The organism is Streptomyces sp. 7R007 (genome assembly GCF_054850255.1).
On record NZ_JBTWMV010000018.1, the window covers coordinates 54,211 to 74,521 of the forward strand.

The window sequence follows — 20,311 nt, forward strand, 5'->3', positions numbered from 1 at the left end:
GGCCGCGTGATCACCGCCTCGCGGCTCTAGGGGATCGATGACTGAGTATGGCCGGGGCCCAGGCTCCGAACCGTGGCATCCCGAGGACCCGTTGTACGGGGACGGCGGATGGGAAGGGCAGCAGGCCCACGCGGGTCAGCAAGCTGCCTACGGCGGCCAGCCGCAGCAGTATCCGGAGCAGCCGCAGCAGCCGTACTACGGCAACTGGGGCGACGGCCAGCAGGCCTACGGTCAGGCGCAGCAGTACCAGCAGTACGACCAGCAGTACTACGACGGCCAGGCCCAGCAGCCCTACGACCAGGGCGGCTGGGGCGCGGGCAGCCATACGCATGTCCAGTACACCGATCCCGCGGACCCGTACTACGCCCAGCAGTCCGCCGCGTACGGCGGCGACCAGCCCGACTACTACGGCACCCCCGACGCCTACCCGCCGCCGGAGCCGCCCGCCCGCAGGCAGGCCGAGCCCGAAGCGGAGCCGGCGCCGCAGACCGACTGGGACCCCGGCCCCGACCAGGGCGAACACGCCTTCTTCGCGGGCGGCGACGACACCGGCGACGAGGACGAGGACGACGAGCCGCGCGGCCGCAGGGGGCGCGGCGGCAAGGAGAAACCCGGCAAGAAGCGCCGCAACGGCTGCGCCTGCCTGGTGGTCCTGCTGGTGTTCGGCGGCGGGATCGGCGGTGTCGGCTACTTCGGGTACCAGTTCTACCAGGATCGTTTCGGCGCCGCCCCGGACTACGCCGGTGACGGTACGAGCCAGCAGGTGACCGTCCAGATCCCCAAGGGCGCCGGCGGCTACGAGATCGGCCGGCGGCTGAAGGAGGCCGGCGTCGTCAAGAGCGTCGACGCCTTCGTCACCGCGCAGCAGCACAATCCCGACGGGAACAAGATCCAGGCCGGCGCCTATCTGCTGCGCAAGCAGATGTCCGCCGAGAGCGCCGTCGCGATGATGCTCGACCCGAAGAGCCAGAACAACGTGATGGTCACCCCGGGTGAGCGCAACGCCGCCGTCTACAAGACGATCGACGAGAAACTCCAACTGGCCTCGGGCACCACCAAGAAGATCGCCAAGGAGAAATACAGGAGCCTCGGGCTGCCGGGCTGGGCGCACGACAACAGCGAGATCAAGGACCCGCTGGAGGGATTCCTCTACCCGGGCACGTATCCCGCCGCGAAGGGCATGAAGCCCGAGACGGTCCTCAAGGACATGGTCGGCCAGGCCACCTCGACGTACGACACGTACGACCTCGAGGCGAAGGCCAGGGCGCTCAAGCTGGAGAACCCGCTGCAGGTCATCACCGTCGCCAGCCTCGTGCAGGCCGAGGGCAAGACCGAGGACGACTACCGCAAGATGGCGGAAGTGGTCTACAACCGGCTGAACCGCTCCAACCCCGAGACGTACGGCCTGCTGCAGTTCGACTCGACCTTCAACTACCTGAAGGGCCAGAGCAACATCAAGATCAGTGAGTCGGAGATCAAGAGCAACCAGGACCCGTACAACACGTACACGCAGAAGGGTCTGCCGCCCGGTCCGATCGACAATCCGGGTGTGGGCGCGCTGAAGGCGACACTGAATCCGACGCACGACGGCTGGTACTACTTCGTGGCGACCGACGGACTGAACAAGACCGAATTCGCCAAGACCCACCAGGAATTCCTCAGGCTCAAGGAAAAGTTCAATGAGAGCACGGGCAACTGACGCCCGCCGGGCCGCGGTGCTCGGCTCGCCCATCGCCCACTCCCTCTCCCCGGTGCTGCACCGCACCGCGTACGAGCAACTGGGTCTCGCGGGCTGGTCCTACGACCGGTTCGAGGTCGACGAGGCCACGCTGCCCGGCTTCGTCGACAATCTCGGGCCGGAGTGGGCGGGGCTGTCCCTGACCATGCCGCTGAAACGGGCCGTCATCCCGCTGCTCGACGAGATCAGCGAGACGGCCGCGTCCGTGGAGGCCGTCAACACGGTCGTGTTCACCGAGGACGGGCGCCGCCTGGGGGACAACACCGACATCCCCGGCATGGTCGCCGCCCTGCGCGAGCGCGGCATCGAACAGGTCGACTCCGCCGCCATCCTGGGCGCCGGCGCCACCGCCTCCTCCGCGCTGGCCGCGCTCGCGCGCGTCTGCACCGGCGAGGTCGTCGTCTACGTGCGCAGCGAGGCCCGCGCCGCCGAGATGCGGCAGTGGGGCGAGCGGCTCGACGTCGAGGTGCGCACCGAGGACTGGGCGGACGCGGCCGGGGCACTGCGGGCGCCGCTGGTCGTCGCGACCACGCCGGCCGGTACGACCGACGCCCTCGCCAGCGCCGTCCCCGAACGGCCGGCCACCCTCTTCGACGTCCTCTACGAGCCCTGGCCGACCGAACTCGCGGCCCGCTGGTCGGCATACGGCGGCGCGGTCGTCAGCGGCCTCGACCTGCTGGTCCACCAGGCGGTCCTCCAGGTGGAACAGATGACGGGCCACTCCCCGGCCCCCCTGGAGGCGATGCGTAAGGCGGGGGAGCACGCCCTCGCCGACCGGTAGGGCGCGGGCCCCGTCGATCCGGGAACCAGGCCCGGCCCCTTGGAGGCGATGCGCATGGCGGGGGAGCACGCTCTCGCCGACCGCTAGGCCCGCGGGTCCCTGTCGATCCGGGAACCAGGCCCGGTCGCCTTGGAGGCGATGCGCAAGGCGGGGGAACACGCTTTCGCCGACCGGTAGGGCGCGGGTCCCCGTCGATCCGGAACCAGGCCCGGTCGCCTTGGAGGCGATGCGCAAGGCGGGCGAGCACGCTTTCGCCGACCGGTAGGGCGCGGGTCCCCGTCGATCCGGGAACCAGGCCCGGCCCCCCTGGAGGCCATGCGTAAGGCGGGGGAGCACGCTCTCGCCGACCGCTAGGCCCGCGGGTCCCTGTCGATCCGGGAACCAGGCCCGGTCGCCTTGGAGGCGATGCGCAAGGCGGGGGAGCACGCCCTCGCCGACCGGTAGGGCGTGGGTCCCCGTCGATCCGGGAACCAGGCTCGCCCCCCTGCCGGGCGGTCCGACCTGACCGTCTCGCGTCCGCTTTGTGGACCGTCGGCCGGGGGGAGGGTGGGGACGTGGGAGGATCGGAGGTGGCGGGCCGGGGCCGCGCACCCGGTCGCGCCGTCGCCGTACGCGAGGACGCGCGTGCGCAGCAGGACCAGGGCGCGAGTACTGAGGAGCATCGTTGAGCAGGCTGCGTTGGCTGACCGCGGGGGAGTCCCACGGTCCCGCACTTGTCGCGACGCTGGAGGGCCTTCCCGCCGGCGTGCCGATCACCACGGAGATGGTCGCCGACCACCTCGCGCGGCGGCGGCTCGGCTACGGACGCGGTGCCCGGATGAAGTTCGAGCGCGACGAGGTCACCTTCCTCGGCGGCGTCCGGCACGGCCTCACCCTGGGTTCCCCGGTCGCCATCATGGTGGGCAACACCGAGTGGCCCAAGTGGGAGCAGGTCATGGCCGCCGACCCGGTCGACCCGGAGATCCTCGCCGGCCTCGCCCGCAACGCCCCGCTGACCCGCCCCCGCCCCGGCCACGCCGACCTCGCGGGCATGCAGAAGTACGGCTTCGACGAGGCCCGCCCGATCCTGGAGCGTGCCTCGGCCCGCGAGACGGCGGCCCGCGTGGCGCTGGGCGCGGTCGCCCGGTCGTACCTGAAGGAGACGACCGGCATCGAGATCGTCAGCCACGTCGTCGAGCTGTGCTCCGTGAAGGCGCCGCAGGGGGTGTACCCGACCCCGGCCGACGTCGAGCGGCTGGACGCCGACCCGCTGCGCTGCCTGGACGCGGACACCTCGAAGGCGATGGTCGCGGAGGTCGACCAGGCCCACAAGGACGGCGACACCCTCGGCGGCGTCGTCGAGATCCTCGCCTACGGCGTCCCCGTCGGCCTCGGCTCGCACGTGCACTGGGACCGCAAGCTGGACGCCCGGCTGGCCGGCGCCCTCATGGGCATCCAGGCGATCAAGGGCGTCGAGCTCGGCGACGGCTTCGAACTCGCCCGCGTCCCCGGCTCCAAGGCGCACGACGAGATCGTGGGCACCCCCGAGGGCATCCGGCGCGTCTCCGGCCGCTCCGGCGGCACCGAGGGCGGCCTGAGCACCGGCGAGCTGCTGCGCGTGCGGGCGGCGATGAAGCCCATCGCGACCGTGCCGCGCGCCCTGAAGACGGTGGACGTCACCACGGGCGAGGCCGCCCAGGCCCACCACCAGCGCTCGGACGTGTCCGCGGTCCCGGCGGCCGGCATCGTCGCCGAGGCCATGGTGGCGCTCGTCCTCGCGGACGCCGTCGCGGAGAAGTTCGGCGGCGACAGCGTGGCCGAGACCAGCCGCAACGTCCGCTCGTACCTCGACAACCTGCGCATCCGATGAGCGGGCCGCTGGTCGTCCTGGTCGGCCCGATGGGCGTCGGCAAGTCCACCGTCGGGCAGCTGCTCGCCGACCGGCTGGGCGTCGGCTACCGGGACACCGACGACGACATCGTCGCCGAGCAGGGCCGCACGATCGCGGAGATCTTCGTCGACGAGGGCGAGCCGGTCTTCCGCGCTATCGAGAAGGCCGCCGTGCGGCGGGCGCTCGCCGAGCACCGGGGCGTCCTGGCGCTGGGCGGCGGCTCGATCCTGGACGCGGACACCCGCGCGCTGCTGGCCGGGCAGCGGGTCGTCTACCTCTCGATGGACGTCGAGGAGGCCGTCAAGCGCACCGGCCTGAACGCGGCCCGCCCGCTGCTCGCGGTCAACCCGCGCAAGCAGTGGCGCGAGCTGATGGAGGCGCGCCGGCACCTGTACGAGGAGGTCGCCACGGCGGTGGTGGCCACCGACGGCCGTACGCCCGAAGAGGTCACGCAAGCCGCCCTGGACGCACTGGAGTTGAAGAAAGCATGAGCGAGGCAGTCACCCGCATCCAGGTCGGCGGCACCGCGGGCAGTGAGCCGTACGAGGTCCTGGTGGGCCGCCAACTGCTGGGCGAACTGGCCGGGTTGGTGGGCGAGAAGGCCAAGCGGGTCGCCGTCATCCACCCGGAGGCGCTCGCCGAGACCGGTGACGCCCTGCGCGCGGAGCTCGCCGAGCACGGCTACGAGGCGATCGCCATCCAGGTGCCGAACGCCGAGGAGGCCAAGACCGCCGAGGTCGCCGCCTACTGCTGGAAGGCCCTCGGCCAGTCCCACTTCACCCGCTCCGACGTCGTCGTGGGCGTCGGCGGCGGCGCCACCACCGACCTCGCCGGGTTCGTCGCCGCGACCTGGCTGCGCGGGGTGCGCTGGATCGCCATCCCCACCACGGTGCTGGCGATGGTGGACGCGGCGGTCGGCGGCAAGACCGGCATCAACACCGCCGAGGGCAAGAACCTGGTGGGCGCGTTCTTCCCGCCCGCCGGCGTCCTGTGCGACCTGGCCGCCCTCGACTCCCTCCCGGTCAACGATTACGTCTCCGGGCTCGCCGAGATCATCAAGGCGGGCTTCATCGCCGACCCGGTCATCCTGGACCTCATCGAGTCCGACCCGCAGGCCGCCCGCACCCCGGCCGGCCCGCACACCGCCGAACTCATCGAGCGCTCCATCCGCGTCAAGGCCGAGGTGGTCTCCTCCGACCTCAAGGAGTCGGGCCTGCGGGAGATCCTCAACTACGGTCACACGCTCGGTCACGCCATCGAGAAGAACGAGCGCTACAAGTGGCGGCACGGCGCGGCCGTCGCCGTCGGCATGCACTTCGCCGCCGAACTCGGCCGTCTGGCGGGCCGGTTGGACGACGCCACCGCCGACCGCCACCGCACGATCCTGGAATCCGTCGGGCTGCCCCTGCACTACCGCTACGACCAGTGGCCCAAGTTGCTGGAGAACATGCGGATCGACAAGAAGTCCCGCGGCGACCTGCTGCGCTTCATCGTCCTGGACGGTCTGGCCAAGCCGACCGTCCTGGAGGGCCCGGACCCGGCGGTGCTGCTCGCGGCCTACGGCGAAGTCGGCGAATAGGTCCGCCCACACCCCTCCGGTCCGCCCACACCCCCTCCGGTCCGCCCACGCCCCTTTCGGTCCGTCCACGTCCCTTCCGTCCGATGTGCCTTGCGCGAAAGGGCACTTCACACCGCCCCCGGCCGTTTCACCAAACGGCGGCCGGGGACGGTACCGTTCGGTAGGGAGCGGGGCGTCCCCGCTGCCAGCGCCAATTGCCTGTACGAGACGGAGTGGCACCGGATGCAGCACGCAGTGGGTTCTCCGCTGCCGCCGCCCCATCAGCCGGGGCACGGACCGGCCGCCGGCTGGTCGCCGGCCGCACACCACCCGGGCCACCCGGGCCCGCCGCAGGGCCCGGCGCCGGTCCCCGCGCCCCACCAGGGCTCGGCGCCGGTGCCTCCGCCGCCCCCGGCCCCCGGCTTCCAGGGCGTGCCACCGGCGGCCCCGCCGGTTCCGCAGCACGCTCCGGCTCCGCCCGCCCCGGACACCACCGGCCACGTCCCGCTCCCGCCCGGCGGCCCGGTCGCCATGCCCAGCGCGCCGCCCGCCCCGTCCGCCCCCGACCCGGCGGCGACGACCCTCGCCGTCCTGCTGATCGGGCCCGCGGGCGCCGGCAAGACCAGCGTCGCGCGGTACTGGGCGGACCACCGCCGAGTGCCCACCGCCCACATCAGCCTCGACGACGTCCGCGAATGGGTGCGCTCGGGCTTCGCCGACCCCCAGTCCGGCTGGAACGACAACTCCGAGGCGCAGTACCGCCTGGCCCGCCGCACCTGCGGCTTCGCCGCGCGCAACTTCCTGGCCAACGGCATCTCCTGCATCCTCGACGACGCCGTCTTCCCCGACCGCCCGGTCGTCGGCCTCGGCGGCTGGAAGCGTCACGTGGGTCCCGGTCTGCTCCCGGTGGTCCTGCTGCCCGGCCTGGAGATCGTCCTGGAACGCAACGCGGAACGCTCGGGCAACCGCCGCCTCACCGACGAGGAGGTGGCCCGCATCCACGGCCGCATGGCGGGCTGGTACGGCTCGGGCCTGCCCATCATCGACAACAGCCAGATGGACGTACCCCAGACGGCCCGGGTTCTGGACGACGTCCTGGCACGCTCGATCGCGAGCCCCCCGAACTGGTGACCAGGGTCCAAGGGGCGCGGGGCCGCATCGACACGCGCCTCCGCCGCGCGGACCCGGCAGGCCCCTGGCCACCCGCACCCGGCACCCACCCGCTCCAGGCACCACCGTCCCCCGATCGGCACCCCCTCAACCGGCACAAATCACCCACCGCTCCTACGCTCATCTCATGTCAGAGATGTACGCAGCCCGCCGAGGCCGGCTGAGGGAACGCTGCCAAGCCGGCGGCAGCCAGGCCGCGCTCGTCTCCCGCCCGGCCAACGTCCGCTACCTCGCCGGCCCGGCCCCGCAGGGCGCCGTACTGCTGCTCGGCAAGGACGAGGACCTTCTCGTGTGCCCGGGCCCCCTGGAGGACCGCCCCGCCGAAGGGCGCCCCGACGAGACCCTCCGCCTGCACGTCCTGCCCGGCCCGGGTGACCCCGCGGTCGCCGCCGTCGACCTCGCCCAGGGCATCCACGCCGACTCCCTCGCCGTGGAGGAACACCACCTCACCGTCGCCCGCCACCGGGCACTGCGTTCGGTCGCTCCCGGTGTGCGCGTTGCGGACCTCGGCACCGCGGTCGAACAGCTCAGGGTCGTCAAGGACGAGGAGGAGATCTCCTGTCTGCGCATCGGCGCCGAGATCGCCGACCAGGCCCTGGGCGAACTCCTGGAGTCCATCCTGGTCGGCCGCACCGAACGCCACCTCGCCCTGGAGCTGGAACGCCGCCTGGTCGACCACGGCGCCGACGGCCCGGCCTTCCCCACGTCCGTCGCCACCGGCCCGCACGCCGGCCGGCGTGCCCACCGCCCCACCGACCGGCGGGTGGAGGAGGGCGACTTCCTCTCCGTGTGCCTCGGCGCCACCTACCGCGGCTACCGCTGCGAGATCGGCCGTACGTTCGTCATCGGCACCACCCCCGCGGACTGGCAGATCGAGCTGTACGACCTGGTCTTCGCCGCCCAGCGCGCCGGCCGCGAGGCCCTCACGCCCGGCGCCGCCTGCCGGGACGTGGACCGCGCCGCACGTCAGGTCCTGGACAGCGCGGGGCACGCCGCGGGGCTGCCGTCCCTCACCGGTCACGGCGTGGGGCTCGAAATCGACGAGGACCCGCAGCTGGCCCCTTCGGCCATGGGTAAACTGGACGCTTGCGTGCCGGTCACCGTCGAACCGGGGGTCCACCTCCCGGGCCGGGGCGGCGTCCGGATCGATGACACGCTCGTCGTCCGCCCCGAGGCGGACGGCGGACCCGAGCTACTCACCATCACGACCAAGGAGCTGCTCGCCCTGTAGGCAGGCGCGTGCGCCGGGGTCGTCCACGTCAGTCCAGGAGATTCCGCAACCGTGGCTTCCACGAACGACCTCAAGAACGGCATGGTGCTCAAGCTCGAAGGCGGCCAGCTGTGGTCCGTCGTCGAGTTCCAGCACGTCAAGCCCGGCAAGGGCCCGGCCTTCGTGCGCACCAAGCTCAAGAACGTGCTCTCCGGCAAGGTCGTCGACAAGACCTTCAACGCCGGCGTCAAGGTCGAGACGGCCACTGTCGACAAGCGCGACATGCAGTTCTCGTACATGGACGGCGAGTACTTCGTCTTCATGGACATGGAGACCTACGACCAGCTCATGGTCGACCGCAAGGCCGTCGGTGACGCCGCCAACTTCCTCGTCGAGGGCTTCATGGCCACCGTCGCCACGCACGAGGGCGAGGTGCTCTTCGTGGAGCTGCCGGCCGCCGTCGAGCTGACCGTCGCCGAGACCGAGCCGGGCGTCCAGGGCGACCGCTCCACCGGCGGCACCAAGCCCGCCACGCTGGAGACCGGCCACCAGATCCAGGTCCCGCTCTTCATCACCACCGGCGAGAAGATCAAGGTCGACACCCGGACGAGCGACTACCTCGGCCGGGTGAACAGCTAACCGTGGCCGCCCGCAACACGGCTCGCAAGCGCGCCTTCCAGATCCTCTTCGAGGGCGACCAGCGCGGCGCCGACGTCCTGACCGTCCTCGCGGACTGGGTCCGGCTCTCCCGGGACGACACCCGGCAGCCGCCGGTGAGCGAGTACACGATGCAGCTCGTCGAGGGCTACGCCAAGCAGGCGAAGCGGATCGACGAGCTGATCGCGCAGTACTCGGTGGGCTGGACGCTCGACCGGATGCCGGTCGTGGACCGCAACATCCTGCGGCTCGGCGCCTATGAGCTCATCTGGGTCGACGAGGTCCCGGACGCCGTCGTCCTCGACGAGATGGTGCAGCTGGCGAAGGAGTTCTCCACGGACGAGTCGCCGGCGTTCGTCAACGGCCTGCTCGGCCGGCTCAAGGAGCTCAAGCCGTCGCTGCGCCGGGACGAGGCGTAGCGACGACACCGCAACGCCAGGGGGCCCGCAGCACGCACGCTGCGGGCCCCCTGGCGTTGCGGGTGCCCGGGAGGTCTCCGGGGCCGCAGAACGCCGCCGGGGTGGCCGGAACCGTGAAGTTCCGGCCACCCCGGCGGCACGTTTCTCCTGAGGCGCTGTGCGGCTCAGCCCTCCTCGTGGGACGCCACCGCACGGCGCGCGTCCGCGTCCAGCACGCCCCAGCTGATCAGCTGCTCGGTGAGGACGGAGGGGGACTGGTCGTAGATGACGGCGAGTGTGCGCAGGTCGTCCTGGCGGATCGAGAGCACCTTGCCGTTGTAGTCACCGCGCTGGGACTGGATCGTCGCGGCGTACCGCTGCAGGGGGCCCGCCTTCTCGGCCGGCACGGTGGCCAGCCGCTCCAGGTCCAGGACCAGCTTCGGCGGCGGCTCGGCGGCACCGCCGGGGGTGGTGCCGGGCAGCAGCTCCTGGACGGGAACGCCATAGAAATCCGCCAGCTCGGCGAGACGCTGCACGGTCACGGCGCGGTCACCGCGCTCGTACGAACCGACCACGACCGCCTTCCAGCGTCCCTGGCTCTTCTCCTCGACACCGTGGAGGGAAAGGCCCTGCTGGGTGCGGATGGCCCGGAGCTTGGCCCCGAGCTGTTTGGCGTATTCGCTGGACATATAGCTCCCCGGACACTGTGTCGACGCGGCTGAAGGGGTCCATGCCGCGCGTCTGGTAACTCACTGTGAGGTTACGCAGCGTGATTCTTCTGCGTCAAGCCGAATGGTCCACACCGACTCTTCCGTGCGAGCGATGGCCGATTACGCCAGGGGGGTGATCGGGGGTGTCGTCGGGGCCTGCTACCGTGGATGGCGCAAATCCGACGTCCTTTAAGGTCCGTCCCGTGAGGCGGAGAAGGAGGTCCGTTTCGTATGGACACGCAAGCGTCCGATGCAAGGCCGGTGCTCGAAGGCCCTGACATCGCGCGGGTGCTGACCCGCATCGCCCACGAGATCGTCGAGCGCGCCAAGGGCGCCGACGACGTGGTGCTCCTCGGCATTCCCACCCGGGGCGTCTTCCTCGCCCAGCGGCTCGCCGTCAAGCTGGAGCAGATCACCGACCGCAAGATCCCGGTCGGCATGCTCGACATCACCATGTACCGCGACGACCTGCGCATGCACCCGCCGCGTGCGCTGGCCCGCACCGAGATCCCCGGTGACGGCATCGACGGCCGCCTCGTCGTCCTCGTCGACGACGTGCTCTTCTCCGGCCGCACCATCCGCGCCGCCCTCGACGCCCTGAACGACATCGGGCGCCCGCGCGCGGTCCAGCTCGCGGTGCTGGTCGACAGAGGCCACCGCGAACTGCCCATCCGCGCCGACTACGTCGGCAAGAACCTCCCCACGTCGCTGCGGGAGACGGTCAAGGTCCAGCTCGCCGAGGAGGACGGTCGCGACACCGTCCTGCTCGGTGTGAAGCCGGCCGCCCAGTAGCGGTTCAGGCGTGTGCGCGCGCCCCGCCGTGCCCCAGCACGCGCCTGTCTGCCCCGAATCTCCCGAATGAACTGCCTTACGGAGCCTGACAGATGCAGCGTCATCTCATCTCGGCCGCCGACCTCACCCGCGACGACGCCGTCCTGATCCTCGACACCGCCGAGGAGATGGCTCGGGTCGCCGACCGGCCGATCAAGAAACTGCCGACCCTGCGCGGCCGCACCGTCGTCAACCTCTTCTTCGAGGACTCGACCCGGACCCGGATCTCCTTCGAGGCCGCCGAGAAGCGGCTGTCCGCCGACGTCATCAACTTCACCGCCAAGGGCTCCAGCGTCTCCAAGGGCGAGTCCCTGAAGGACACCGCCCAGACCCTGGAGGCCATGGGCGTCGACGCCGTCGTCATCCGGCACGGCGCCTCCGGAGCGCCCTACCGCCTGGCCAACTCCGGCTGGATCGACGCCGCCGTCATCAACGCGGGCGACGGCACCCACCAGCACCCCACGCAGGCCCTGCTGGACGCCTTCACCATGCGCCGCCGCCTCGTCGGCCGGGACGCCGGGATCGGCCAGGACCTGTCCGGCAAGCACATCACCATCGTCGGCGACGTCCTGCACAGCCGGGTCGCCCGCTCCAACGTCGACCTGCTGCACACCCTCGGCGCCGAGGTCACCCTGGTCGCCCCGCCCACGCTGCTGCCGGTCGGCATCGAGACCTGGCCCTGCGAGGTCTCCTACGACCTCGACTCCACGCTCACCAAGTCCGACGCGGTGATGATGCTGCGCGTCCAGCGCGAGCGCATGAACGCCGCGTTCTTCCCCACCGAGCGTGAGTACTCCCGGCGCTACGGCCTCGACGGCGACCGCATGGCGCGGATGCCCGAGCACGCCATCGTGATGCACCCCGGCCCGATGGTGCGCGGCATGGAGATCACCGCCGAGGTCGCCGACTCCGACCGCTGCACCGTCGTCGAGCAGGTCGCGAACGGGGTCTCCATCCGGATGGCCGTCCTGTACCTGCTGCTGGGCGGCAACGAACCCGCCGTCAGCCACGCCCGCATCGAGGAGAAGTAAGACACATGAGCAAGATCCTGATCCGTGGCGCGAGGGTGCTCGGCGGCGAGCCGCAGGACGTCCTGATCGACGGCTCCGTCATCGCCGAGGTCGGCACCGGACTGAGCGCCGAGGGCGCCGAGGTCGTCGAGGCCGACGGCAAGGTGCTGCTGCCCGGCCTCGTCGACCTGCACACGCACCTGCGCGAGCCGGGCCGCGAGGACTCCGAGACCGTGCTGACCGGCACGCGCGCGGCGGCGAGCGGCGGCTACACGGCCGTCTTCGCCATGGCCAACACCTTCCCGGTCGCCGACACCGCCGGCGTCGTCGAGCAGGTCTGGCGACTGGGCCGGGAGCACGGCTACTGCGACGTGCAGCCCATCGGGGCCGTCACCGTCGGCCTGGAGGGCAAGAAGCTCGCGGAGCTCGGCGCCATGCACGAGTCGGCCGCCGGCGTCACCGTCTTCTCCGACGACGGCAAGTGCGTCGACGACGCGGTGATCATGCGGCGCGCCCTGGAGTACGTGAAGGCCTTCGGCGGAGTCGTCGCCCAGCACGCGCAGGAGCCGCGGCTGACCGAGGGCGCCCAGATGAACGAGGGGATCGTCTCCGCCGAACTGGGGCTCGGGGGCTGGCCGGCCGTCGCCGAGGAGTCGATCATCGCGCGGGACGTGCTGCTCGCCGAGCACGTCGGCTCGCGCGTGCACATCTGCCACCTGTCGACCGCCGGCTCGGTGGAGATCGTGCGCTGGGCCAAGTCCCGCGGCATCGACGTCACCGCCGAGGTCACCCCGCACCACCTGCTGCTGACCGACGAACTGGTGCGCACCTACAACCCGGTCTACAAGGTCAACCCGCCGCTGCGCACCGAGCGCGACGTCCTCGCCCTGCGCGAGGCGCTCGCCGACGGCACGATCGACATCGTCGCCACCGACCACGCCCCGCACCCGCACGAGGACAAGGACTGCGAGTGGGCCGCTGCCGCCATGGGGATGGTGGGCCTGGAGACCGCGTTGTCAGTGGTGCAGGAGACCATGGTGGAGACGGGCCTGCTGGACTGGGCCGGGGTCGCCGAGCGCATGTCCTTCAAGCCCGCGCGGATCGGGCGGGCGAAGGGGCACGGGCGTCCCGTCTCGGCTGGTGAGCCCGCCAACCTCACGCTCGTCGACACGGCATACCGTGGGTCGGTGGACCCCGCGGGCTTCGCCTCGCGCAGCCGCAACACCCCGTACGAGGGGCGTGAGCTGCCGGGCCGTGTGACGCACACGTGGCTCCGGGGCAAGGCCACGCTCGTCGACGGGAAGCTCACGTGACACCTCTGATCCTGCTGGCGGCCGAGAAGAAGTCGGCCGAGGTCACCGACTGGGCCGCCCGCGTCGGCTGGCTGGTCGGCCTCGCCCTCTTCGTCGCGCTCGTCTACTGGCTGATGCGCGAGGGCTGGAAGTGGCGCGGCACGCTCCAGGGCGACCTGCCCGAGCTGCCCGGCGCGCCGGACGACCCCGGCGAGGCCAGACTGACCATGAGCGGCCGCTACCACGGCTCCACCACCGCCGGCCAGTGGCTGGACCGCATCGTGGCGCACGGCCTCGGCACCCGCAGCCGGGTCGAGCTCACGCTGACGGACGCGGGCCTGGACGTCGTACGGCCCGGGGCGACGGACTTCTTCGTCCCCCTGGAGGCCGTACGGGAGGCCCGGCTCGACAAGGGCATCGCCGGCAAGGTGCTCACCGAGGGCGGCCTGCTGGTGGTGACCTGGGCGCACGGCGAGCGGCTGATCGACTCCGGCTTCCGCTCCGACCGCGCGGCCGAGCACACCGAGTGGGTCGACACCCTGAACCACATGATCAACAAGACGGAAGGCGCACGATGACAACCTCCACCAGGGGAGCTGCCAGGGTTCCCGCCGTACTCGTCCTGGAGGACGGCCGGATCTTCCGCGGCCGTGCCTACGGGGCCGTGGGGGTGACCTTCGGCGAAGCCGTGTTCTCCACCGGCATGACCGGCTACCAGGAGACCCTCACCGACCCGTCGTACGACCGCCAGATCGTCGTCGCGACCGCCCCCCAGATCGGCAACACCGGCTGGAACGACGAGGACGACGAGTCCAAGCGCATCTGGGTCTCGGGCTACGTCGTGCGCGACCCCGCGCGCGTGCCGTCCAACTGGCGCGCCCGGCGCTCCCTGGACGACGAGCTGGTCGCGCAGGGCATCGTCGGCATCAGCGGCATCGACACCCGCGCCCTCACCCGCCACCTGCGCGAGCGCGGCTCGATGCGCGCCGGCATCTTCTCCGGGGACGCGATCGTCGCCGAGGACGAGCTCCTCGCGCGCGTGCAGGACCAGCCGCACATGAAGGGCGCCTCGCTCTACGAGGAGGTCGCCACCCAGGAGGCGTACGTCGTCCCGGCGATCGGCGAGAAGAAGTTCACCGTCGCCGCGATCGACCTCGGCATCAAGGGCATGACCCCGCACCGCATGGCCGAGCGCGGCATCGAGGTGCACGTGCTGCCCGCGACGGCCACCGCCGACGAGGTCTACGCCACCGACCCGGACGGGGTGTTCTTCTCCAACGGCCCCGGCGACCCGGCCACCGCCGACGGCCCCGTCGAGCTGATGACCGCCGTCCTGGAGCGCAGGACGCCGCTGTTCGGCATCTGCTTCGGCAACCAGATCCTCGGCCGCGCCCTCGGCTTCGGCACCTACAAGCTGAAGTACGGCCACCGGGGCATCAACCAGCCCGTGCAGGACCGCACCACCGGCAAGGTCGAGGTCACCGCGCACAACCACGGCTTCGCCGTCGACGCGCCGCTCGATAAGGTCAGCGAGACCAGGTTCGGCCGCGCCGAGGTCTCCCACGTCTGCCTGAACGACAACGTCGTGGAGGGGCTGCAGCTGCTCGACCAGCCGGCCTTCTCCGTCCAGTACCACCCCGAAGCGGCCGCCGGCCCGCACGACGCCGCCTACCTGTTCGACCGCTTCGTATCCCTGATGGAGGGCCAGCGTGCCTAAGCGCACCGATATCCAGTCCGTCCTGGTCATCGGCTCCGGCCCGATCGTCATCGGCCAGGCCGCCGAGTTCGACTACTCCGGCACGCAGGCGTGCCGCGTCCTGAAGGCCGAGGGCCTGAAGGTCGTGCTGGTCAACTCCAACCCGGCGACGATCATGACCGACCCCGAGATCGCCGACGCCACCTACGTCGAGCCGATCACCCCGGAGTTCGTCGAGAAGATCATCGCCAAGGAGCGCCCCGACGCGCTGCTGCCCACCCTGGGCGGCCAGACGGCCCTCAACACCGCCATCGCGCTGCACGAGAACGGCGTCCTGGAGAAGTACGGCGTCGAGCTGATCGGCGCCCGCCCCGAGGCCATCCACAAGGGCGAGGACCGCGACCGGTTCAAGGAGGTCGTCGAGGAGGTCCGCCGCAAAATCGGGCACGGCGAGTCCGCCCGCTCGGTCATCTGCCACTCCATGGACGACGTCCTCGCGGGCGTCGAGACCCTCGGCGGCTACCCGGTCGTCGTCCGTCCCTCCTTCACCATGGGCGGTGCCGGTTCCGGCTTCGCCCACAACGAGGAGGAGCTGCGCCGCATCGCCGGCCAGGGCCTCACGCTCTCGCCGACCACCGAGGTGCTCCTGGAGGAGTCCATCCTCGGCTGGAAGGAGTACGAGCTGGAGCTGATGCGCGACAAGCACGACAACGTCGTGGTCGTCTGCTCCATCGAGAACTTCGACCCCATGGGCGTGCACACCGGCGACTCGATCACCGTCGCCCCGGCCATGACGCTGACCGACCGCGAGTACCAGGTGCTGCGCGACGTCGGCATCGCGATCATCCGCGAGGTCGGCGTCGACACCGGCGGCTGCAACATCCAGTTCGCGGTGAACCCCGAGGACGGTCGCGTGATCGTCATCGAGATGAACCCGCGCGTGTCGCGCTCCTCGGCGCTCGCCTCCAAGGCGACCGGCTTCCCGATCGCCAAGATCGCCGCCAAGCTGGCCGTCGGCTACACCCTCGACGAGATCCCGAACGACATCACGCAAGAGACCCCGGCCTCCTTCGAGCCCACGCTCGACTACGTGGTGGTCAAGGCCCCGCGGTTCGCCTTCGAGAAGTTCCCGCAGGCCGACTCCACGCTGACCACCACCATGAAGTCGGTCGGCGAGGCCATGGCCATCGGCCGCAACTTCACCGAGGCCTTCCAGAAGGCGCTGCGCTCGCTGGAGAAGAAGGGCAGCCAGTTCACGTTCGTCGGCGACCCCGGCGACAAGAGCGCCCTGCTCGAAGCGGCCGTCCGCCCGACCGACGGCCGGATCAACACCGTCATGCAGGCCATCCGCGCGGGCGCCACGCCCGAGGAGGTCTTCGAGTACACCAAGATCGACCCCTGGTTCGTCGACCAGCTCTTCCTCATCAAGGAGATCGCCGACGAGCTGGCCGGGGCCGCGGAGCTCACGCCCGACCTGCTCGCCGAGGCCAAGCGGCACGGCTTCTCCGACCAGCAGATCGGCGAGATCCGGGGCCTGCGCGAGGACGTCGTGCGCGAGGTGCGGCACGCGCTGGGCATCCGCCCGGTGTACAAGACGGTCGACACCTGCGCCGCCGAGTTCGCGGCCAAGACGCCGTACTTCTACTCCTCGTACGACGAGGAGAGCGAGGTCGCGCGGCGCGAGAAGCCGGCCGTCATCATCCTGGGCTCCGGTCCCAACCGCATCGGCCAGGGCATCGAGTTCGACTACTCCTGCGTCCACGCCTCCTTCGCGCTGAGCGACGCGGGCTACGAGACGGTGATGGTCAACTGCAACCCCGAGACCGTCTCCACCGACTACGACACCTCCGACCGCCTGTACTTCGAGCCGCTGACGCTGGAGGACGTGCTGGAGATCGTCCACGCCGAGCAGCAGGCCGGCCCCGTGGCCGGTGTCGTGGTCCAGCTCGGCGGCCAGACCCCGCTGGGCCTCTCGCAGGCCCTCAAGGACAACGGCGTACCGATCGTCGGCACCTCGCCGGAGGCGATCCACGCCGCCGAGGACCGCGGCGCCTTCGGACGCGTGCTCGCCGAGGCCGGCCTGCCGGCTCCCAAGCACGGCACCGCCACCACCTTCGCCGAGGCCAAGGCCATCGCCGACGAGATCGGCTACCCGGTCCTCGTCCGGCCGTCGTACGTCCTGGGCGGGCGCGGCATGGAGATCGTCTACGACGAGACCCGCCTCGCCTCCTACATCGCCGAGTCGACCGAGATCAGCCCCTCCCGGCCGGTCCTCGTCGACCGCTTCCTGGACGACGCGATCGAGATCGACGTCGACGCCCTCTACGACGGCGAGGAGCTCTACCTCGGCGGCGTCATGGAGCACATCGAGGAGGCCGGCATCCACTCCGGCGACTCGGCGTGCGCGCTGCCGCCGATCACACTCGGCGGCTTCGACATCAAGCGGCTGCGCGCCTCCACCGAGGCCATCGCGCGCGGGGTGGGCGTGCGCGGCCTGATCAACATCCAGTTCGCGCTGGCCGGCGACATCCTGTACGTCCTGGAGGCCAACCCGCGCGCGTCCCGTACGGTCCCCTTCACCTCCAAGGCGACCGCGGTGCCGCTCGCGAAGGCCGCCGCCCGCATCTCGCTGGGCGCGACCATCGCCGACCTGCGGGCCGAGGGGCTCCTCCCGGCCGACGGCGACGGCGGCGAGCTGCCGCTGGACGCGCCGATCTCCGTCAAGGAGGCGGTCATGCCGTGGTCGCGCTTCCGCGACGTCCACGGCCGCGGCGTCGACACCGTCCTCGGCCCCGAGATGCGCTCCACCGGCGAGGTCATGGGCATCGACGCCGTCTTCGGCACGGCGTACGCCAAGTCGCAGGCCGGCGCCTACGGCCCGCTGCCCACCAAGGGCCGCGCGTTCATCTCGGTCGCCAACCGTGACAAGCGGTCGATGATCTTCCCGGCGCGCGAGCTGGTCGCCCACGGCTTCGAGCTGCTCGCCACCTCCGGCACCGCCGAGGTCCTCAAGCGCAACGGCATCAACGCCACCGTCGTGCGCAAGCAGTCCGAGGGCACCGGTCCGAACGGCGAGAAGACCATCGTCCAGCTCATCCACGACGGCGAGGTCGACCTCATCGTCAACACCCCGTACGGCACCGGCGGCCGCCTCGACGGCTACGAGATCCGTACGGCGGCCGTGGCGCGGTCGGTCCCGTGCCTGACCACGGTGCAGGCGCTCGCCGCCGCCGTGCAGGGCATCGACGCCCTCAACCACGGCGACGTGGGCGTGCGTTCACTCCAGGAACACGCGGAACACCTGACCGCGGCCCGCGACTAGCAGCCGACGAGGGGGACACCGGAAACGGTGTCCCCCTCGTCATGAGGCTCTTCATGAGGACAGCATGTACAAGATCTTCTTCAACCTCGTCTTCCAGCGCATGGACCCCGAGCAGGCCCACCGTCTGGCCTTCCGCTGGATCCGCCTCGCCGCCCGCGTCCCGGTGCTGCGCACCTTCCTCGCCGCCGCCCTCGCGCCCCGCTACAAGGAGCTGCGCACCGAGGCCTTCGGGCTGCGCATGCACGGCCCCTTCGGGCTGGCCGCCGGCTTCGACAAGAACGCCGTCGCCATCGACGGCATGTCGATGCTGGGCTTCGACCACGTCGAGATCGGCACGGTGACGGGGGAGCCCCAGCCGGGCAACCCCAGGAAGCGGCTGTTCCGGCTGGTGAAGGACCGGGCGCTGATCAACCGCATGGGCTTCAACAACGACGGTTCGCTGGCCGTGGCGGCCCGTCTGGCGTCCCGTGAGCCGGTCTTCAAGACCGTCGTGGGCGTCAACATCGGCAAGACCAAGGTCGTCCCCGAGGCCGAGGCCGTCGGCGACTACGTGAAGTCGGCCGAGCGGCTGGCGCCGTACGCCGACTACCTGGTCGTGAACGTCTCGTCGCCCAACACGCCCGGCCTGCGCAACCTCCAGGCCACCGAGGCGCTGCGCCCGCTGCTGACCGCCGTGCGCGAGGCCGCGGACCGGGCGGCGCAGAACCGCCGCGTGCCGCTCCTGGTGAAGATCGCCCCGGACCTCGCGGACGAGGACGTCGACGCGGTCGCCGATCTCGCGGTCGAACTCGGCCTGGACGGGATCATCGCCACGAACACCACCATCGCGCGCGAGGGACTAGGTCTGGCATCCGCACCGTCCGTCGTCAAGGAGACCGGCGGCCTGTCCGGCGCGCCGCTGAAGGCGCGCTCCCTGGAGGTGCTGCGCCGCCTCTACGCGCGCGTGGGCGACCGCATCACCCTCGTGGGCGTCGGCGGCATCGAGAACGCCGAGGACGCCTGGCAGCGCATCCTGGCCGGGGCCACCCTCGTGCAGGGCTACAGCGCCTTCGTCTACGAAGGGCCCTTCTGGGCCCGAGCCATCCACAAGGGCCTCGCCGCACGCCTGCGCACCAGCCCGTACGCCACCCTCGCCGACGCGGTCGGCGCCGACGTGAGGAAGACGGCATGACCTCGTACGAGCCCTTCGGCGCCCGGCTGCGCCGGGCCATGGACGAACGCGGCCCGCTGTGCGTCGGCATCGACCCGCACGCCTCGCTGCTCACCCAGTGGGGCCTGAACGACGACGTGGCGGGCCTGGAGCGGTTCAGCCGCACGGTCGTCGAGGCGCTGGCCGACCGGGTCGCCGTGATGAAGCCGCAGAGCGCGTTCTTCGAACGGTTCGGCTCGCGCGGGATCGCCGTACTGGAGAAGGCGGTCCAGGAGGCGCGCGCGGCCGGCACGCTGGTCGTGATGGACGCCAAGCGGGGCGACATCGGCTCCACCATGGCCGGCTACGCCGAGGCGTACCTGCACAAGGACGCCCCGCTGTTCTCCGACGCCCTCACCGTCTCGCCCTATCTCGGCTACGGCTCGCTCAGCCCCGCCGTGGCGCTGGCGCGGGAGAGCGGTGCCGGTCTGTTCGTGCTGGCGCTGACCTCGAACCCGGAGGGTCCCGAGGTGCAGCACGCCGTGCGTGGGGACGGCCGCACCGTGGGCGCGACGATGCTGGGCCACCTCGCCGCGGAGAACGCGGGGGAGGAGCCGATGGGTTCCTTCGGCGCCGTCGTCGGCGCCACGGTGGGCGACCTGTCGTCGTACGACCTCGACATCAACGGTCCGCTGCTCGCGCCCGGCGTCGGCGCGCAGGGGGCCACTGCGGCCGACCTTCCCGGCGTCTTCGGGGCGGCCGTGCGCAACGTCGTGCCGAACGTCAGCCGAGGGGTGCTGCGGCACGGTCCGGACATCGCCGCGCTGCGTGCGGCCGCCGAGGGCTTCGCGCGGGAGATCCGAACGGCTGTGACGGCTTCCTGACCGCCGTCAGAGGTGTTCGAGCCACTCGATCGAGTCCTCCGATCAGTGGTTCGAA

18 protein-coding genes are annotated in these 20,311 nt (G+C 71.4%); 17 read left to right on the forward strand and 1 reads right to left on the reverse strand.

Going from position 1 to position 20,311, the window contains the following annotated elements:
• Positions 1–37 precede the first annotated feature (37 nt).
• The 9 genes from mltG to nusB all read left to right on the forward strand — a co-directional run bounded on the left by mltG (position 38) and on the right by nusB (position 9,403).
• Positions 38–1,699, forward strand: coding sequence for an endolytic transglycosylase MltG (gene mltG / locus ACYF6T_RS23720; protein WP_461698829.1), 1,662 nt, complete (start codon positions 38–40; stop codon positions 1,697–1,699).
• Positions 1,680–2,519 carry a shikimate dehydrogenase gene (locus ACYF6T_RS23725; protein ID WP_461698830.1) on the forward strand — a complete coding sequence of 280 codons (840 nt, stop codon included), beginning with the start codon at positions 1,680–1,682 and terminating at the stop codon, positions 2,517–2,519. Before mltG ends, ACYF6T_RS23725 begins: the two co-directional genes overlap by 20 nt.
• 664 nt (positions 2,520–3,183) lie before the next feature.
• Positions 3,184–4,368 carry a chorismate synthase gene (gene aroC, locus ACYF6T_RS23730; RefSeq protein ID WP_461698831.1) on the forward strand — a complete coding sequence of 395 codons (1,185 nt, stop codon included), beginning with the start codon at positions 3,184–3,186 and terminating at the stop codon, positions 4,366–4,368.
• Complete coding sequence (locus ACYF6T_RS23735) at positions 4,365–4,880, forward strand: shikimate kinase (RefSeq protein WP_461698832.1); 516 nt, start codon at positions 4,365–4,367, stop codon at positions 4,878–4,880. The genes aroC and ACYF6T_RS23735 overlap by 4 nt, the downstream gene beginning before the upstream one ends.
• Positions 4,877–5,968: a 3-dehydroquinate synthase gene (gene aroB, locus ACYF6T_RS23740; protein WP_461698833.1), complete on the forward strand. Its 1,092-nt coding sequence runs from the start codon at positions 4,877–4,879 to the stop codon at positions 5,966–5,968. Before ACYF6T_RS23735 ends, aroB begins: the two co-directional genes overlap by 4 nt.
• A gap of 222 nt (positions 5,969–6,190) precedes the next feature.
• A complete protein-coding gene (locus ACYF6T_RS23745) occupies positions 6,191–7,078 on the forward strand; it encodes a Pro-rich N-terminal domain-containing protein (protein ID WP_461698834.1) in 888 nt (295 codons plus the stop codon).
• 166 nt (positions 7,079–7,244) lie between these two features.
• Positions 7,245–8,348: an aminopeptidase P family protein gene (locus ACYF6T_RS23750; RefSeq protein ID WP_461698835.1), complete on the forward strand. Its 1,104-nt coding sequence runs from the start codon at positions 7,245–7,247 to the stop codon at positions 8,346–8,348.
• 51 nt (positions 8,349–8,399) lie between these two features.
• Positions 8,400–8,966 carry an elongation factor P gene (efp, locus tag ACYF6T_RS23755; RefSeq protein ID WP_461698836.1) on the forward strand — a complete coding sequence of 189 codons (567 nt, stop codon included), beginning with the start codon at positions 8,400–8,402 and terminating at the stop codon, positions 8,964–8,966.
• 2 nt (positions 8,967–8,968) lie between these two features.
• Positions 8,969–9,403, forward strand: coding sequence for a transcription antitermination factor NusB (gene nusB, locus ACYF6T_RS23760; RefSeq protein ID WP_461698837.1), 435 nt, complete (start codon positions 8,969–8,971; stop codon positions 9,401–9,403).
• Positions 9,404–9,567: 164 nt separating this feature from the next.
• On the opposite strand, the gene bldD is transcribed toward nusB, so the two are convergent.
• The gene (gene bldD / locus ACYF6T_RS23765) at positions 9,568–10,071 is read right to left on the reverse strand and encodes a transcriptional regulator BldD (RefSeq protein WP_030166512.1); all 504 of its coding nucleotides are present in this window, start codon (positions 10,069–10,071) and stop codon (positions 9,568–9,570) included.
• 252 nt (positions 10,072–10,323) lie between these two features.
• Here bldD and pyrR point away from each other — a divergent pair, with 252 nt between their 5' ends.
• From pyrR to pyrF, 8 genes are all read left to right on the forward strand, one after another.
• A complete protein-coding gene (pyrR, locus tag ACYF6T_RS23770; protein ID WP_461698838.1) occupies positions 10,324–10,884 on the forward strand; it encodes a bifunctional pyr operon transcriptional regulator/uracil phosphoribosyltransferase PyrR in 561 nt (186 codons plus the stop codon).
• Positions 10,885–10,976: 92 nt separating this feature from the next.
• Complete coding sequence (locus ACYF6T_RS23775) at positions 10,977–11,954, forward strand: aspartate carbamoyltransferase catalytic subunit (RefSeq protein WP_461698839.1); 978 nt, start codon at positions 10,977–10,979, stop codon at positions 11,952–11,954.
• Between the two features lie 5 nt (positions 11,955–11,959).
• Positions 11,960–13,246 (forward strand): dihydroorotase, encoded by a 1,287-nt coding sequence (locus tag ACYF6T_RS23780; RefSeq protein WP_461698840.1) that lies wholly within the window; start codon positions 11,960–11,962, stop codon positions 13,244–13,246.
• Complete coding sequence (locus ACYF6T_RS23785) at positions 13,243–13,803, forward strand: PH-like domain-containing protein (protein ID WP_461698841.1); 561 nt, start codon at positions 13,243–13,245, stop codon at positions 13,801–13,803. Before ACYF6T_RS23780 ends, ACYF6T_RS23785 begins: the two co-directional genes overlap by 4 nt.
• The gene (carA, locus tag ACYF6T_RS23790) at positions 13,800–14,942 is read left to right on the forward strand and encodes a glutamine-hydrolyzing carbamoyl-phosphate synthase small subunit (protein ID WP_461698842.1); all 1,143 of its coding nucleotides are present in this window, start codon (positions 13,800–13,802) and stop codon (positions 14,940–14,942) included. The genes ACYF6T_RS23785 and carA overlap by 4 nt, the downstream gene beginning before the upstream one ends.
• Entirely contained in the window at positions 14,935–18,243 is a 3,309-nt protein-coding gene (carB, locus tag ACYF6T_RS23795) for a carbamoyl-phosphate synthase large subunit (protein WP_461698843.1), read from the forward strand. The genes carA and carB overlap by 8 nt, the downstream gene beginning before the upstream one ends.
• A 64-nt stretch (positions 18,244–18,307) precedes the next feature.
• The gene (locus ACYF6T_RS23800; protein ID WP_461698844.1) at positions 18,308–19,414 is read left to right on the forward strand and encodes a quinone-dependent dihydroorotate dehydrogenase; all 1,107 of its coding nucleotides are present in this window, start codon (positions 18,308–18,310) and stop codon (positions 19,412–19,414) included.
• Positions 19,411–20,256 (forward strand): orotidine-5'-phosphate decarboxylase, encoded by an 846-nt coding sequence (gene pyrF, locus ACYF6T_RS23805; protein WP_461698845.1) that lies wholly within the window; start codon positions 19,411–19,413, stop codon positions 20,254–20,256. Before ACYF6T_RS23800 ends, pyrF begins: the two co-directional genes overlap by 4 nt.
• Positions 20,257–20,311 lie beyond the last annotated feature (55 nt).

What these genes read in the sequence shown, in the direction of transcription:
- mltG (WP_461698829.1), top strand. Translation starts at nt 38, where the DNA reads ATGACTGAGTATGGCCGGGGCCCAGGCTCCGAACCGTGGCATCCCGAG.
- ACYF6T_RS23725 (WP_461698830.1), top strand. Translation starts at nt 1,680, where the DNA reads ATGAGAGCACGGGCAACTGACGCCCGCCGGGCCGCGGTGCTCGGCTCG.
- ACYF6T_RS23735 (WP_461698832.1), top strand. Translation starts at nt 4,365, where the DNA reads ATGAGCGGGCCGCTGGTCGTCCTGGTCGGCCCGATGGGCGTCGGCAAG.
- aroB (WP_461698833.1), top strand. Translation starts at nt 4,877, where the DNA reads ATGAGCGAGGCAGTCACCCGCATCCAGGTCGGCGGCACCGCGGGCAGT.
- ACYF6T_RS23745 (WP_461698834.1), top strand. Translation starts at nt 6,191, where the DNA reads ATGCAGCACGCAGTGGGTTCTCCGCTGCCGCCGCCCCATCAGCCGGGG.
- ACYF6T_RS23750 (WP_461698835.1), top strand. Translation starts at nt 7,245, where the DNA reads ATGTCAGAGATGTACGCAGCCCGCCGAGGCCGGCTGAGGGAACGCTGC.
- bldD (WP_030166512.1), bottom strand. Translation starts at nt 10,071, where the DNA reads ATGTCCAGCGAATACGCCAAACAGCTCGGGGCCAAGCTCCGGGCCATC.
- pyrR (WP_461698838.1), top strand. Translation starts at nt 10,324, where the DNA reads ATGGACACGCAAGCGTCCGATGCAAGGCCGGTGCTCGAAGGCCCTGAC.
- ACYF6T_RS23775 (WP_461698839.1), top strand. Translation starts at nt 10,977, where the DNA reads ATGCAGCGTCATCTCATCTCGGCCGCCGACCTCACCCGCGACGACGCC.
- ACYF6T_RS23780 (WP_461698840.1), top strand. Translation starts at nt 11,960, where the DNA reads ATGAGCAAGATCCTGATCCGTGGCGCGAGGGTGCTCGGCGGCGAGCCG.
- carA (WP_461698842.1), top strand. Translation starts at nt 13,800, where the DNA reads ATGACAACCTCCACCAGGGGAGCTGCCAGGGTTCCCGCCGTACTCGTC.
- ACYF6T_RS23800 (WP_461698844.1), top strand. Translation starts at nt 18,308, where the DNA reads ATGTACAAGATCTTCTTCAACCTCGTCTTCCAGCGCATGGACCCCGAG.
- pyrF (WP_461698845.1), top strand. Translation starts at nt 19,411, where the DNA reads ATGACCTCGTACGAGCCCTTCGGCGCCCGGCTGCGCCGGGCCATGGAC.